Source organism: Amycolatopsis thermophila (assembly GCF_030814215.1).
GTDB lineage: Bacteria > Actinomycetota > Actinomycetes > Mycobacteriales > Pseudonocardiaceae > Amycolatopsis_E > Amycolatopsis_E thermophila.
On the sequence record NZ_JAUSUT010000001.1, the window covers coordinates 1443863 to 1458474 of the forward strand.

The 14612-nt window shown below is 73.4% G+C and carries 13 protein-coding genes; 4 read left to right on the forward strand and 9 right to left on the reverse strand.

Going from position 1 to position 14612, the window contains the following annotated elements:
• Positions 1 to 170: 170 nt before the first annotated feature.
• Positions 171 to 743: an HhH-GPD-type base excision DNA repair protein gene (locus FB470_RS07130; protein ID WP_306989721.1), complete on the forward strand. Its 573-nt coding sequence runs from the start codon at positions 171 to 173 to the stop codon at positions 741 to 743.
• A 1-nt stretch (position 744) separates the two neighbouring features.
• Here FB470_RS07130 and FB470_RS07135 read toward each other — a convergent pair whose 3' ends face one another.
• Positions 745 to 1005, reverse strand: coding sequence for a Prokaryotic metallothionein (locus tag FB470_RS07135; RefSeq protein ID WP_306989722.1), 261 nt, complete (start codon positions 1003 to 1005; stop codon positions 745 to 747).
• A 141-nt stretch (positions 1006 to 1146) separates the two neighbouring features.
• Between FB470_RS07135 and FB470_RS07140 the strand changes: the two genes are divergently transcribed.
• The gene (locus FB470_RS07140) at positions 1147 to 1347 is read left to right on the forward strand and encodes a DUF1918 domain-containing protein (RefSeq protein ID WP_306989724.1); all 201 of its coding nucleotides are present in this window, start codon (positions 1147 to 1149) and stop codon (positions 1345 to 1347) included.
• Between the two features lie 199 nt (positions 1348 to 1546).
• A complete protein-coding gene (locus tag FB470_RS07145) occupies positions 1547 to 2722 on the forward strand; it encodes an MFS transporter (RefSeq protein ID WP_306999114.1) in 1176 nt (391 codons plus the stop codon).
• A 1-nt stretch (position 2723) separates the two neighbouring features.
• Here FB470_RS07145 and FB470_RS07150 read toward each other — a convergent pair whose 3' ends face one another.
• Both FB470_RS07150 and FB470_RS07155 read right to left on the reverse strand, forming a co-directional pair.
• Positions 2724 to 3020, reverse strand: a complete 297-nt coding sequence (locus FB470_RS07150) for a DUF3017 domain-containing protein (protein WP_306989726.1) — start codon at positions 3018 to 3020, stop codon at positions 2724 to 2726.
• Positions 3001 to 3867, reverse strand: coding sequence for a bifunctional methylenetetrahydrofolate dehydrogenase/methenyltetrahydrofolate cyclohydrolase (locus tag FB470_RS07155; RefSeq protein WP_306989728.1), 867 nt, complete (start codon positions 3865 to 3867; stop codon positions 3001 to 3003). The genes FB470_RS07150 and FB470_RS07155 overlap by 20 nt, the downstream gene beginning before the upstream one ends.
• A gap of 162 nt (positions 3868 to 4029) precedes the next feature.
• On the opposite strand from FB470_RS07155, the gene FB470_RS07160 reads away from it, so the two are divergent.
• Entirely contained in the window at positions 4030 to 7368 is a 3339-nt protein-coding gene (locus tag FB470_RS07160) for a glycohydrolase toxin TNT-related protein (RefSeq protein WP_306989729.1), read from the forward strand.
• A 21-nt stretch (positions 7369 to 7389) separates the two neighbouring features.
• Here the strand turns inward: FB470_RS07160 and FB470_RS07165 are convergent, their stop codons facing one another.
• The 6 genes from FB470_RS07165 to FB470_RS07190 form a co-directional block, all read right to left on the reverse strand.
• Positions 7390 to 7974 carry a pentapeptide repeat-containing protein gene (locus FB470_RS07165; RefSeq protein ID WP_306989730.1) on the reverse strand — a complete coding sequence of 195 codons (585 nt, stop codon included), beginning with the start codon at positions 7972 to 7974 and terminating at the stop codon, positions 7390 to 7392.
• Between the two features lie 108 nt (positions 7975 to 8082).
• Positions 8083 to 8553, reverse strand: a complete 471-nt coding sequence (locus tag FB470_RS07170; RefSeq protein ID WP_306989732.1) for an NUDIX hydrolase — start codon at positions 8551 to 8553, stop codon at positions 8083 to 8085.
• Entirely contained in the window at positions 8550 to 11876 is a 3327-nt protein-coding gene (locus FB470_RS07175) for an error-prone DNA polymerase (RefSeq protein WP_306989735.1), read from the reverse strand. Before FB470_RS07175 ends, FB470_RS07170 begins: the two co-directional genes overlap by 4 nt.
• Positions 11876 to 12007 (reverse strand): hypothetical protein, encoded by a 132-nt coding sequence (locus tag FB470_RS07180; RefSeq protein ID WP_306989736.1) that lies wholly within the window; start codon positions 12005 to 12007, stop codon positions 11876 to 11878. Before FB470_RS07180 ends, FB470_RS07175 begins: the two co-directional genes overlap by 1 nt.
• Positions 12007 to 13593 (reverse strand): DNA polymerase Y family protein, encoded by a 1587-nt coding sequence (locus tag FB470_RS07185; RefSeq protein ID WP_306999116.1) that lies wholly within the window; start codon positions 13591 to 13593, stop codon positions 12007 to 12009. The genes FB470_RS07180 and FB470_RS07185 overlap by 1 nt, the downstream gene beginning before the upstream one ends.
• Positions 13594 to 13804: 211 nt before the next feature.
• The gene (locus FB470_RS07190; RefSeq protein WP_306989738.1) at positions 13805 to 14500 is read right to left on the reverse strand and encodes a hypothetical protein; all 696 of its coding nucleotides are present in this window, start codon (positions 14498 to 14500) and stop codon (positions 13805 to 13807) included.
• Positions 14501 to 14612: the final 112 nt, after the last annotated feature.

Consider the following 14612-nt stretch of genomic DNA (forward strand, 5'->3'; position numbering starts at 1 on the left):
GTCTGTGCAGCACGTCTTATGCGGTACAAGCGTACTGCTATTAGGAGACGAACGCCTTAGGTGGTGACGTAGGTCAGTCTCCCAAAGCCGGTAAGTGGCCGAAGTCACGGCCCCGGGTGCCGCCGTTGCGGGGAGTGCGGGCCGGGCGCCCGTGGTGCCACTATGTCCCCATGCCGAAGAAGCTCCGTCTCACCGGTGACCCCGCCGCGGACGAACTCCTCTCCGCGGACCCGTTCGCCCTCCTCACGGGCATGTTGCTGGACCAGCAGATCGCCATGGAGACGGCGTTCACCGGCCCCAGGAAGATCGCCGACCGGATGGACGGCTTCGACGTCCGCAAGATCGCCGAGTCGGACGTGGACGAGTTCGTCGAGCTGTGCGTGACCCCGCCGGCCATCCACCGCTACGGCGGCTCGATGGCGCGGCGCGTCCACGCCCTGGCCAACCACATCGTCGAGCACTACGACGGCAAGGCCGACCGCATCTGGAAGCAGGGCAAGCCGGACGGCAAGGAAGTCCTGCGCCGCCTCAAGGAGCTGCCCGGCTACGGCGACCAGAAGGCGCGGATATTCCTCGCGTTGCTCGGCAAGCAGCGCGACGTCCAGCCCGAGGGCTGGCGCGAGGCCGCCGGCGCCTACGGCGAGGACGGCTCGCGCCGCTCGATCGCGGACGTCGTCAGCCCGGAGACACTCGCCGAGGTCCGGGCGTTCAAGAAAGCCGCGAAGGCCGCCGCCAAGAAGTGACTCAGCCCGGGTGCGCACCGGCCGTGTCGCGGATTTCGGCGCCCAGACCCGAACCGCCTTCGCGTGCGCAGTGCGCGCAGCAGAAGAACCGGCCCTCGACCTCCACGCCGTGCCCGAGGATGCGGCACCCGCAGTGCTCGCAGTTCGGCGCGATCTTCTGCGCCGCGCATTCCAGGCTGTCGAAGGTGTAGGTGTCGCCGCTGACGGTGCGGACCTCGAAGGACATCCAGTAGTCGTTGCCGCAGACCACACAGGTCGCCATCGTCCCGCTCCTCCTCGATTTCCGTCCTTTTCGCAGAAAGCCTGCGCGCCTGGGGAATACCCGGCAACTTGATCAATTCCCGCCCCGGTGACAATTGCCGGGCACCCGATTTACCCTGGTTCTCGCGGGAGGTGGTCGGTGATGCACGCAGCCGTCGGAGACCGGATCCTGGTCCACGGGCGCACCGTGGGAGCGGCGGAACAACGCGGGGAGATCGTCGAGGTCCGCGGGGACAACGGCGGGCCACCGTTCCTCGTCCGGTTCGAGGACGGGCACGAAGGCCTGATCTTCCCCGGCTCCGACTGCGAGGTCACCCCGGAGCACCCGGCGAACAACCCCTGATCTCGGACAACCCCTCACCCGGACATCCTCGACGAGGCCGCGTTACGTGGGCATGGTCACCCCGCCGGCGGGATGACAGGACCAGCCGGCCCGGTTGAGACTGGATGAAGGACAGCTCGTACCGCCATGGACGGTGATGGGCTGTCCTTATTCGTGCCCGTCGACTGTATCGATGCAGACGTCCCTCGAAAGGAGAACCGTGCCCATCGCGCTGCTCGCGCTCGCCGTCGGTGCCTTCGGTATCGGCACCACGGAATTCGTCATGATGGGTGTCCTTCCGCAGACGGCCGCGACGTTCGGGGTGGACATCCCGACCGCGGGCCACCTCATCTCCGCCTACGCGCTCGGCGTCGTCGTCGGCGCGCCGCTGCTGACCGCCGTCGCCGTGCGGCTGCCGCGCAAGACGATGCTGCTGGCGATGATGGCGCTGTTCACGGCCGGCAACCTGCTGTTCGCCGTCGCGCCGAACCAGGAGTTCGGTGTGGTCTTCCGGTTCCTCGCCGGGCTGCCGCACGGCGCGTTCTTCGGCGCCGGCGCGGTCGTCGCGTCGAGCCTGGTCAAGCCCGGTGACCGCGCCAAGGCCGTGTCGATGATGTTCCTCGGCCTGACCCTGGCCAACGTCGTGGGCGTGCCGCTGGGCACGCTGCTCGGCCAGCAGGTCGGCTGGCGGTTCACCTTCGCCGTCGTCGCGATGATCGGCCTGGTCGCCGTGCTCGCGATCGCCAAGCTCGTGCCGCACCAGGGCCGTCCCGAATCCCCGTCGCTGCGCGGTGAACTCGGCGCGTTCCGCCGCCCGCAGGTGTGGCTGGCGCTGGCGATCGTCACGTTCGGCCTGGGTGGCGTGTTCGCCTGCCTGTCCTACGTCACGCCGATGATGACCGACGTCGCCGGCTACCAGCCCAGCACCGTGACACTGCTGCTCGCGCTCGCCGGGGTCGGCATGACCATCGGCAACCTGCTGGGCGGGCGGCTGGCCGACAAGGCGCTGATGCCGAGCCTGTACGTGGCGCTGCTCGCGCTCGCCGCGGTGCTGGGGGTCTTCACCGTCACCGCGCACAACAAGGTCGGCGCCGCGGTCACGATCTTCCTGGTCGGCATCGCCGGGTTCATGATCGGCCCGATGATGCAGACCCGCGTCATGCTCAAGGCCGGTGGCACGCCGTCGATGGTGTCGGCCGCGGTGCAGTCCGCGTTCAACGTCGCCAACTCGATCGGCGCGTACCTGGGCGGCCTGGTGATCGCGGGCGGGCTCGGCCTGGTCTCGCCGAACTGGGTCGGCGCCGGGCTGGCCGTCGTCGGCCTGACGATCGCGCTGGTGTCCGGTTCGCTGGACCGCCGCGAGCAGGCCCGGCCCCCGGCGATGGCCGAGGCCTGACTCACATGCCGAACGGTCCGTCGGTGATCGTGAAGGCCAGGAAGAGGATCAGCACGCCGAGCCCGGCGTAGCTCAGGACGTCCACCGGGCGGCCGCGGATGGCCAGCAGGCCGGCCCGCACGCCCGGGAGGACGCCCCGCAGGATCGCCGCCACGAGCAGGGCGCCGCCGATGATCGCGGCGCCCTGCCGCCAGTGGTACTGCCAGATCCGCAGCCCGGCGACGAGGACCAGGAGCATCACCAGCAGGAACGGGACCTGCTCGAGGAGCGCCGCGCGGTTACGCCGTGGCGAGTGCACGTTCGGCCGCCTCGACGACGTTGGTGACCAGCATCGCCCGGGTCATCGGGCCGACGCCGCCGGGGTTGGGCGACAGCCAGCCGGCGACCTCCGCGACCGCCGGGTCCACGTCACCGCTCAGCTTGCCCTCGACGTGCGAGACGCCCACGTCCAGCACCGCCGCGCCCGGCTTGACCATGTCCGGCTTGATCAGGTGCGGCACCCCGGCCGCGGCGATCACGATGTCCGCGCGCTTCACCTCGGCCGCCAGGTCGCGCGTGCCGGTGTGGCACAGCGTCACGGTGGCGTTCTCGCTGCGGCGGGTCAGCAGCAGGCCCATCGTCCGGCCCACGGTGACGCCGCGGCCGACGACGGTGACGTTCGCGCCGGCGATCGGCACGTCGTGCCGCTTGAGCAGCTCGAGGATCCCGTACGGGGTGCAGGGCAGCGGCCCGGCCTCGTTCAGGACCAGGCGGCCGAGGCTGACCGGCGCGAGGCCGTCGGCGTCCTTCTCCGGCGCGATGCGCTCGAGGATGCGGCCCGCGTCGAGGTGCTTGGGCAGCGGCAGCTGCACGATGTAGCCGTGGCAGGCCGGGTCGGCGTTGAGCTCGTCGATGACGGCCTCGAGCTTGGCCTGGCTGATGTCGCCCGGCAGGTCGCGGCGGATCGAGTTGACCCCGATCTTGGCGCTGTCGGCGTGCTTCATGCGCACGTACGAGTGCGAGCCCGGATCGTCGCCGACCAGGACGGTTCCCAGCCCGGGCGTCACGCCCCGCTCGGCCAGGGCGGCCACCCGCGGCTTGAGCTCTTCGAAGATGGCGTTCTTGGTCGCTTTGCCGTCGAGAACCGTCGCAGTCACGGCACCCATTCTGGCAAAGGAATGAACCGGCGCTCACGCGAGGACGCCGAAGGACACCATGAGTAGTTCCGCTGAAACCCTTCGTACCTCATTTGATGTATCTGCACTGGTCATTGCCCCTATTGGTGCGGGTGGTGTGCAATCGGATCAGTGACCAGTCAAAATGGCTGCGTGGCGCAACCGACGACCCAGCTGAACGCGACCGAGCAGGACACCCTGGTCAAGCAGATCGGACTGGCCCTGCTGCGGGCCGCTCCGCGGGACTGGCGGCGGGTGACCGCGACCTACCGGGCGGTCGGTCGCTACCACGAGCTGACCGGCGAGGTCCTGCTCGAGGACGGGTCCGCCCAGGAATGGATGGCCACCCACGACATCGCCACGCTGTTCGGCCGGCTGCGCGCCGGGATGTACCGCGAGGGCCGCGGCACCTGGTTCAACGCGCGCTACCAGCTCGACCACCCGTCGAGCTACAACCTCGAGTACGACCGCGACGAGCCGCGGTGGGACCTCATGCCGCCGCCCCAGGCCTACGCCGACGAGCTGCGGATGTTCCCGCGGTCCGAGGACAACGTCCCGGAGTGGCTGATGCGCCGGATGGCCGGCCTCGCGCCCGAGCAGCCCGGCCCGCGCTTCCGGCTCGCCCGGATCTTCGACGGGCACGAGCCCAGCGGCCGCCCGGTGCTCAACCGGCCCGAACTGGACGCCGACGAGCAGCAGCGGGTGCTCGAGTACCTGAACAACGCGCCGGTCGTGCGCGCCGAGCGGGGGTTCGACCTGGACCGGCTGGCGCAGCAGCCCGCGGCGACCGTGCCGGTGGCCTTCCACACCGACGGCACGTGGATCTGGCCGGCCGCGGTCAACTACTACCTGCAGGAGTACGGCGTCGCGCCGGAGGCCGAGCTGGTCCAGCACATCGCCGGGGCCGGGTACGCGCTGCCGGAGGTGCCGGAGCAGACCGTGCAGGCCGCCGCCGGGTACCTCACCCGCGGCACGCCGCCGCCGCGTCCGCCGCGGGGGGTGCCGGAGCAGGCGCCGGCGCCCGCGGACGCCGCGCCGGAGTTCGAGTCGCGCGCGGAGGAGCCGGCGTCGCCCCCGCAGGTGGAGCAGCCGACGACGTTGACGCCGGTGGTCGCCCCGGACGCCGGGCCGCCCACCATGCTGGTCCAGCCGGTGGGCAAGGACGAGCCGGAGTCGCGGGAAGGCGAGTGGGACGAGACACCGCCGCGTGACGGGGTCGCCCCGGAGGGCCGGGAGGCCGCGGATCAGGGCGGTCCGGAGACCCGGAGCTGGGACGCGCGCGAGGCGCTCGCCGAAGGGGCCGCGGAGGGTCCCGAGGCGCGCCGGAGCTGGGACCAGCCGGACGCGCGCGGGCAGGAGCAGCGCGGCTGGGAAGGCCGGGAGGACTCCAGCGACCTCGAAGACACCGAGGTGCGCCCCCCGGAGACGCGCGCCGGCTGGGAGCGCGAGGGCCTCGCCGAGCCCCGCGGCGGCCAGGAGGGGTTCGCCGGTCCGGAAGGTGCGGACACGCACGGCGCCCACGGCCGGGAAGCGTTCGCCGGGCAGGCGCCGCCCGGTGCGCACGGCCGCGAGGGGTTCGCCGGGCCGGAAGCGGGTGGCGCGCACGCGCAGGACCAGCGCGGCTGGGACAACCGCGAAGCGCTCGCCGGGACCGAATCGCCCGAGCAACGTGGTGGCCCGGCCTTCGCCGAGGCCGACCGGGAGCCCCGGAACTGGGAAGCGCCGGACACCCACGGCCGAGAAGCCTTCGGGCACGAAACCCCGGACGCCCGTAGCCGCGAGGCCGCCGGGCACGAGGCGCCGGACGCCCGCGGCCGAGCGGCCTTCGGGCACGAAGCACCCGAGGGCCGCGGCGGGCGGGAAGCCTTCCTCGGCCAGGAAGCGCCGGACGCGCGCGGCCGGGAGGGCTTCGGCCAGGAAGCGCCCGAACCCCATGGCCGGGACCCCTTGGGGCAGGAAGCGCCCGAAGCCCGTGGCCGCGAGGCGTTCGCCGGGCACGAGGCGCCGGATCGGCGCGGGGGGCCCTTCGCCGGGCAGGACACCCGCCCCGAGAACTTCGCGGGGCAGGAGCCCCGCCCCGGGGAGCCCTTCCCCGGACAGGACACCCGCCCCGGGGAGCCCTTCACCGGACAGGAGGCTCGCGCTCGGCAGGCCTTCGCCGGACAGGAGCCCCCTGCCGGAGGGTCCTTCGGTGGGCAGGAGCCCCGCCCCGGAGAGAACTTCACCGGACAGGACACCCGCCCCGGAGAGCCCTTCACCGGACAGGACACCCGCCCCGAGAACTTCACGGGGCAGGAGGCCCGCCCCGGGGAGTCCTTCGCCGGGCAGGAGGCTCGCCCGGGGGCGTTTGCGGGGCCGGGGCACCGGCCGGGGCCCGATCCGCGTGACAACCGTCCCGCGGCGCCGGACCACAGTCCGCCGACCATGGTGGCTCGCCCGGTCGCTCCACCGTCCGGGTCCAGCACCTTGCCGCCCGGGGCCGGCGCTCCGCTGCCCGCGGCCGGCGCCGTGCCGTCCGGGCCCGCCTCGCCGCCGTCCGGCTTCGCCGCGCCGCCGCAAGGGCCGCTCGCGCAGCCGTCCGGGGCGACGCCGCAACCGTCCGGGCCCACCGCACCGCACGCCGGGCAGGCCGCGCCGCAGTCCGGGCCCGCGCCGCACGCCGAACCGGCCCTGGCGAACCTGCGCTCGAAGCTCGCCGACCTCGGGGTGCCCGACGCGGCCTACCGCATCGGCGAACCGGCCGAGCACGGCTGGAGCCTGGAGAAGGTCGACGACGGCTGGCGCGTCGGCTGGTACGACGAGGCCCTGACCAGCCCCGCCGTCTTCGGGGACGCCGACGACGCGGCCGCGTTCATGCTCGGCAAGCTGCTGCTCAGCCAGGGCGGCCGCACCGCGCCACCGGCCCGGCCGGAGATCACCGCCACCGAGGTGCCGCGCACCCCGGCCCAGCAACGCGACGAGGCCGACTCCGAGCGGCACAACCTGCCGCAGCGCGCGCTGTCCGAACGCCTCGACGAGCCGGACCCCGCGGGGCCGCCCACGATGCTCGCCGCTCCCCCGGTCCCGCCGCCGCCCCCGCGCCGCGAACCGCCGCCACGCCGGGTCGAACCGGCGGCGGCCGCCTCCGGTGGCAACCAGCAGTGGCCGATCCAGCCGATGCCGGGCGAACCGCCGCTGACCTTGTTCCGCGGCAAGGAGATGCGGGAACTCCCGGCGGGCAGCGAGCTGGACCGCTTCGGCGGCCCGAACGGCAACCTGACCTACGCGGCCGGCACGCCGTTCGAGGAGCGGTCGCTGGTGCCGGAGTGGGTGAACCGCCCGTACCACGTGTACCGCGTGCAGCGCCCGATCGAGGCGCTGGCCGGTGTCGCGATCCCGTGGTTCAACCAGCCCGGCGGCGGCGCGGCCTACCTGCTGCCCGCCTCGATCGAGGACCTGCTCGCCTCGGGTGACCTGATCGAACTCGACCCGGGCGAACCGCCGATCGACTGAGCGTCGCGCACGGTCTGGGGGTCAGTCGACCACCAGGCCGTGCGCCGCCGCGTAGGCGACGGCCGTCTCCAGGTCCACCCTGGCGCCACGCAGTTTCGCCTGCACCAGGCCGTTCGCGTCGAGCTTCGCGCCGCGCAGGTCGGCGCCCGCCAGGTCCGCGCCGTGCAGCCGCGCGCCGCGGAAGTCGCTGTCCCGCAGGTCCGCCTCCGCCAGTTTCGCGTCCACGAAATTGGCCTCGCGGAACCGCAACCCCGGCAGCGACCGGCGCCGCAGATCCACCCGGCTGAAGTTCGCCAGCGAGAAATCGCTGTCCCGCACCGACATCCCGCGCAGGCCACTGTCCACGAAGGATGATCCCAGCAACGAGCAGCCGCTCCACGAGCTGTCCGCCAGCACCGTCCGGTCGAACACGCAGGACCGGAACGCGCTCGCCGAGTGCCGGGACTCCCCCAGGTCGGCGCCGGAGAAGTCGCACTCGTCGAAGGTGCAGCCCTGCGTGACCAGCCGCCGCAGGTCCGCGCCGCTGAAATCACACCCGCTGAACTGCCGCTTCTCCCACGTGGTCCCGGGCAGCACGGCGTCCCGGTAATCCTCGGCGATCTCCATCGGGCGAGCTAATCACACGGGACGGTTCGCGGCCGGAGCTGCCGTTCGTCCCGTTCTCCGACGCGCCGCCGGTCGAGTGGGGCGTGGTGCGGCGCGAGGAGACGGCGGTCAGCGCGCGGATCCGGTGACCCGCCGCGCGATCTCGGCGTCGAGCAGGCCCTGGTCGCGCAGCAGTCGGGTGCCGGGATGCCACCAGGCGATCGCGGACACCTCGTCGTGCCGGGGCCGTACCGCGGGCTCGGTCGCGAACCCGGCGCGGTAGACCGCCGCGTACTCGCGCCGCACCGGATCGCGCAGCACGAACCTCGCCACCGCGGCGAACCGCAGCCCGCTCACCACGATCCCGGTCTCCGCGGCCAGCTCCCGGACCGCGGCCCGGTGCGACGTCTCGCCGAGCTCGATCGTCCCGCCGGGCAGCCCCCACTGCCCGCGCCGCCGGTCGAACACCAGCAGCACGCGGCCGTCGACCTCGACGACCACCAGCGCCAGCGGCATCGGCGCGGTCAGGTCCCGCTCGGTGCCGAAGCGGAGGCTGACCAGCGTGTTCCCGCGCGCGTCGGTGACCGGCAGGCCGTTCACCGGAAGTCCCGTGACTTCGAGGGCACCCGCATCGACAGGTGCTGCAACCGGTCGGCCCGCACGCTCACCACGCCGTCCGCCCGCTCGATCACCCCGCGGATCAGCATGGCCGAACTGCCGCGCGCCACGCGGTGGTAGCGGCGCCACAACCCGGCCGTGCAGACAACGTTGACCATCCCCGTCTCGTCCTCGATGTTCAGGAACGTCACCCCGCCCGCGGTCGCCGGCCGTTGCCGGTGGGTCACCGCACCGCCGATCAGCACCCGGGTGCCGTCCTCGACGTCCATCAGCTTCCCCGCGGGCACCACGCCCAGCGCGTTCAGCCGGTCGCGGATGAACTGCGTCGGGAAGCTGTCCGGCGACAGGCCGGTGGCCCACACGTCGGCGATCGCCTCGTCGATCTCGTCCATGCCGGGCAGCGCCGGCGCGTGCGCGCCGGCCAGCGTGACCGGCAGTTTCTCCGGCCGTTCCTGCGCCACCGCCCCGGCCGCCCACAGGGCCCGGCGCCGGTCGCCGTCGATCTCCCCGAACCGGCCGAACGCGCCCGCCGTGGCCAGCGCCTCGATCTGCGGCGTGGTCAGCCGCACGCGACGCGCCAGGTCCGCCATGTCGGCGAACGCACCGCCCCGCTCACGTTCGGCGACGATCTCCTCGGCGAGCTTCTGCCCGATCATCCGTACGGTCGCCAGCCCGATCCGCACGGCCAGGCCGTCGTCACCCGGCTCCAGCGTCGCGTGCGGGAGGCTCGCGTTGATGTCCGGCCCGTGCACGGTGATGCCGTGCCGCCGGGCGTCGGCGACCAGCGACTGCGGCGAGTAGAACCCCATCGGCTGGGCGCGCAGCAGCGCCGCGCAGAACGCCGCCGGGTGGTAGCGCTTGAAGTACGCGCTGGCGAACACGAGGTAGGCGAAGCTCAGCGCGTGGCTCTCCGGGAACCCGAAGTTGGCGAACGCCATGAGCTTGTGGAAGATCCGGCCGATCAGCTCGTCGTCGAGACCGTTGCGCCGGGCGCCCTCGTAGAAGCGCTCCCGCAGCCGCTCCATCTTCCGCGTGGACCGCTTCGACCCCATCGCGTGCCGCAGCTCGTCGGCCTCGGCGGCGGTGAAGTCCGCGACGTCGAGCGCGATCTGCATCATCTGCTCCTGGAACAGCGGCACCCCGAGGGTCTTGTCCAGCGCGTTGGCCAGCAGCGGGTGGTCGTGCCGCCACTTCTCCTTCTCGGTGGCGCGCCGGATGTAGGGGTGCACCGAGCCGCCCTGGATCGGGCCGGGCCGGATCAGCGCGACCTCGATCGCCAGGTCGTAGAACGTCTTCGGCTTCAGCCGCGGCAGGGTCGCCATCTGCGCCCGGCTCTCCACCTGGAACACGCCGATCGCGTCCGCGCGCTGCAACATCTCGTAGACCTCGGCGTCCTTGAGGTCCAGTTTGGACAGATCCACGTCGGTGCCCTCGAACTCGCGCACCAGGTCCAGCATGTAGTGCAGCGCGGAGAGCATGCCCAGGCCGAGCAGGTCGAACTTGACCAGTCCCACCGACGCGCAGTCGTCCTTCTCCCACTGCAGCACGCTGCGGTCGGCCATGCGCGCCCATTCGATCGGGCACACCTCGCTCACCGGCCGGTTGCAGATCACCATCCCGCCGGAGTGGATGCCCAGGTGGCGCGGGAAGTCTTCGAGCGCGCCGGCGACCTGCAGGACCGGAAGCGGGATGTCGTGATCGGCGTCGTCCTTGGTGTCGCGCAACGGGCCCCAGCGGTCGATCTGCTTGCTCCACGCGTCCTGCTGGCCGGGCGAGTACCCGAAAGCCCGCGCCGCGTCGCGGATCGCCGACTTGGCGCGGTAGGTGATCACGTTCGCCACCTGCGCGGTGCGCAGGCGCCCGTACTTGCGGTAGACGTACTGGATCACCTCCTCGCGGCGGTCGGACTCGATGTCCAGGTCGATGTCCGGGTAGCCGTCCCGGTGCGGCGCGAGGAACCGCTCGAACAGCAGCTTCCACCGCACCGAGTCGACCTTCGTGATGCCCAGTGCGTAGCAGACCGCGGAGTTCGCCGCCGAGCCGCGGCCCTGGCACAGGATGTCGTTCCGGCGGCAGAACTCGACGATGTCCCAGACGATGAGGAAGTAGCCGGGGAACCCCAGCTGCTCGATGATCCGCAGCTCGTGCTCGATCTGGCGCAGGGCGTCCGGGTCGTTGCCGTAGCGGTGCGCCGCGCCGCGGTAGACCTCCTCGCGCAGGAAGGACGCCTCGGTGTAGCCGGCGGGGACGTCGTAGGGCGGCAGCTCGGGCGCGACCAGTTTGAGGTCGAAAGCGCACTCCAGCCCGAGCAGCGCGGCCCGCTGCACCGCACCGGGGTAGCGGGCGAACCGCTGCGCCATCTCCTCGCCGGAGCGCAGGAACGCCATGCCGGACGCGGGCAGCCAGCCGGCCATGTCGTCGAGGCCGCGGCGGGCCCGGATCGCGGCCATCGCGCCGGCCAGCCGTCCCCGGTCCGGGGTGGCGTAGTGGGCCGCGGTGGTGGCGACGGTCGGCAGGCCCTGCTCGGCGGCCAGCGCGGCGAGGATGTCGTTGTGCACCCCGTCCTCGGGACAGCCGTGGTCGGTCAGCTCGACGTACACCGACTCGAACCGGTCGCGGAGCCGCCGCAGTTCGCGCCCCGCCGCGTCCGGGCCGCCGCGCGCCAGCGCCCGCCGCACCGCGCCCTTGCGGCACCCGGTGAGCACCACGACCTGGCCGGTGACCTCGTTCGCGACGGCGTCCAGGTCGTAGACGGGGCGGCCCTTCTCCGCCCGCTCGGTCGACGTGGCGCGGTCGTGCCCGGCGAGCTGCCCGGCGGTGATCGCCCGGCACAGGGCGGCGTAACCGTCCTGCTGCTTGGCGAGCAGCAGCAGGTGCTCGCCCTCCGGATCGGCGACGCCGTTCTGCGGGCCGGACAGGCCGAAGCTCAGCTCGGTGCCGAACACCGTGCGCACACCCAGGTCGCGCGCCGCGTCGGCGAACCGCACCACGCCGTACATGCCGTCGTGGTCGGTGAGCGCGATCGCGTCGAGCCCCAGCCGCGACGCCTCCTCGACCAGCTCCTCGGGATGGCTCGCGCCGTCCAGGAAGCTGAAGTTGGAGTGGCAGTGCAGCTCGGCGTAGGGCACCCGGCGCCGCCCGCCCGCGTGGTCGTCCCCGCGCGGGGCTTCGACGGTGCCGGGCCGGACGTAGCCCTCCCGTTTCCGGCTCCAGGCGGGGCTGTCCCCGCCGTCGGCCGACTCGGGTTTGCCGGACAGCCGGCGTTCCAGCTCCTCCCACGGGACGGGCGGGTTGTTGAACCCCATCAGTCCACCGGGCGTCGCGGCACCGGGATGGGCAGCAGCATCTGCTCGTCGTCGGCCGGGTCCAGCGACTCCACCACCTTGCGCGGCAGGGCCAGCCAGTGCTGCAGGTCCCGGAAGTACTCGTCGTCCATCAGTCGTACACTCCCTCCACTGTCCATTGCGGACTCGATCCGCCCACTCTCGTCAGCAGGACCGCCGTTTCCGGTTCCCCGGCCAGCACGGCCTGCACCCGGGTGCGCACCCCGTCGCCGCCCGGCGTCCACCAGTGCGCGTCGACCAGCCACGGGCCGGCCCAGTCCAGGACCTCCCGCAGCGGACCGTCGCCCACCGCCACCCGGTGCGGTGGCGCGGAAAGCTCCCGCCTCCTGGTGATCCGCACCTCCGCGCCCGCCGCGTCGAGGACGCGCGCGGGCAGGGGCTGGGCGTAGACCGTGGCCGGGGACGGCGCGGGCAGCCGCCCCGGCCACGGCATGTCCGGCGGGCTCTGCGGTGCGCGTGGATCGCCCCAGGGCACCAGCCGGACGCATTCGGCCGGGCCGCGGCCGCCGTCGAGCACCGCGGTGAACACGCTGTCCGGGCCGAGCAGACCCTGCACCCGCACCAGCGCGCGGCCGGCTCGTTCGGCGGCCGGGCCGTGCTCGTCCGCGAGACCACCGAGCACACCGGTGCCTTCCCGCCACAGGCCCAGCTGCAGCGAATGCCCCTCGACGGTTTCCTCGGGCACCAGTCGCAGCCGCTCGACGCCGGCGGTCGGGCGTTCGTCCGGCGCGGCGCGCAGCCAGCCGTCGAACTGCCAGCGCACCCGGTCCGCGATGCCCTGCGGTGTCAGGGGTTCCGCGCAGCGCCACACCCGGCTGAGTTCTTCGCCGTTCTCGGTGGTGGCGTAGATGCCCAGGCGGGTGCAGGCCAGGCCGTGCCGGGCCAGCCCGCCGTGGAACCGCTCGGCGAGGGTGCGCGCCATGAACGCCGCGGCGTCCACGCGGTCCAGCGGCGGGTCGAAGGTTGTGGTGACGGTGAGTTCGGGCGGCGGGCGGCGCCGGTGCGGGGGCCGTTCATCGAGCCCGCGCGCCAGCCGGTGGGCGATCATGCCCGCGCGGCCGAACCGCGCGGCGACGTCCCGTTCGGCGAGTCCGGCGAACGCGCCCAGCGTGCGCAAACCCAGGCGCCGCAACAGGTCCACCAGTTCGGCGCGGTCGGCGTGCGGCTGGTCCAGTTCGGTGACCGGCAGCGGGGCGAGGAAGTCCGGGGTCCGGGTGCGCTCGACGAGCTGCGCGCGGTGGGCGGCGAGTGTCGCGGCGAACAGCCCGTCGGCGACGCCGATCTGGCACTCGACGCCGGTGTGCTGGGAGACGTGCTCGACGAGCAGTTCCGCGAGGCGCAGCTCGCCGCCGAAGTAGCCGGACGCGCCGCCGGCGGGCACCGCGACCAGGCCCGGGCGGACCACCTCGACCCCGACGACCAGCTGCTCGACCGCGGCCGCGACGGGCTCGAAGAGGCGCGCGTCGCGGTCGGCGTCCGGGGGGAACACGTTCAGTTCGGGACAGCGGGACTGCGCGTCCCGGCGCCGCATGCCCCGCCGGATGCCCGCCGCCCGGGCGACAGCGGTGCACGCGACGACGCGGTTGGCGTGGAAGACCGCGGCGGGCAGGTGCAGGGGTGTGCCGTCGGCCAGACACGCGGCGACCGCGGGCCAGTCCGGGCACCAGAGGGTCAGCATGCGCGGCGGCACGTCCTGCGCCCCGTCGCGGGGGGTGTCTACTGTGGACATGGCACGCTCCTGGTGCCGCTGGGGTGGCGGGCGTTCCGCCGCGCGGCCGACCTCGCGCGGCGGGCCACCCCGCCGGTAGCGCCGCGCCGCGCCACCGCCGGAAGAACCCCGCCCAGCATCCCGGCGCACCTCCCGCGCCGGGGTGTCATCTCCGCGCTCATCAGCCCGCCTCCTGGGCCAGGCTCAGTTCCCGCACCGGCTCGGGGGGTGCTGCTGCCGGGGCCCCCGCAGACCCCGGCAGCAGCAGATCCGCCCGCCGGGGCCGCGTCGCCGCGCCCCGGCCGGCACCCTGGACACGGACCCGCCGCTCACGCAGGTACCCGTGCCCGCCTTCGAGGCCGGTCCAGCGGCCGGCCTCACACCTCAACTCCACCTCGGCGCCGGGCCACGGGCCGAGGGAGAGCAGCACGACGCCCCGATGCCGTGCCCGCGCCGAAAGGCGCCGTGCGTCCTGCGGCGCCGCGCCCCGTGCGGCGACCGCCACCACATCCACCCCGTCCAGCAGTGCGGCCGTGACCGCGGTGAACTCGGCCCCGGGCCGCGGCACCAGCGCGAGCCGGCTCACCTCGACCCCGAGTTCCGCGGCGGCCACCAGACCGAGGTCCGGCATCCCCACCGCCGCTGCCCACGATCCGGTCGCCGTCGCCTCGGCCAGCAGCGCCAGGAGCAACGACGCCGATCCGCGCACCGCGATCGTGCTCCCGCGCCGCAGACCCGCCGACGGCAGCAGGCGGCGCAACTCCGGCCGCACCGGCAGCACCCGCCCGGTCAGCCGGGCGTGCTCCGCCGCGGCGGCCACCCCGCTGGCCGTGCTCACCCCGGGCAGCGCAGCCAACGTCGCGACCGGTGCCGTCACCGCATGTCACCTCCCCACGACGCGCCTGGAAGACCCTGCTGACGTCACCGTGGGGAAGCCGGCGACTTGTCGAACGCGTGTTCGACTCGCTTAGTGTGCCTCGAACACCTGT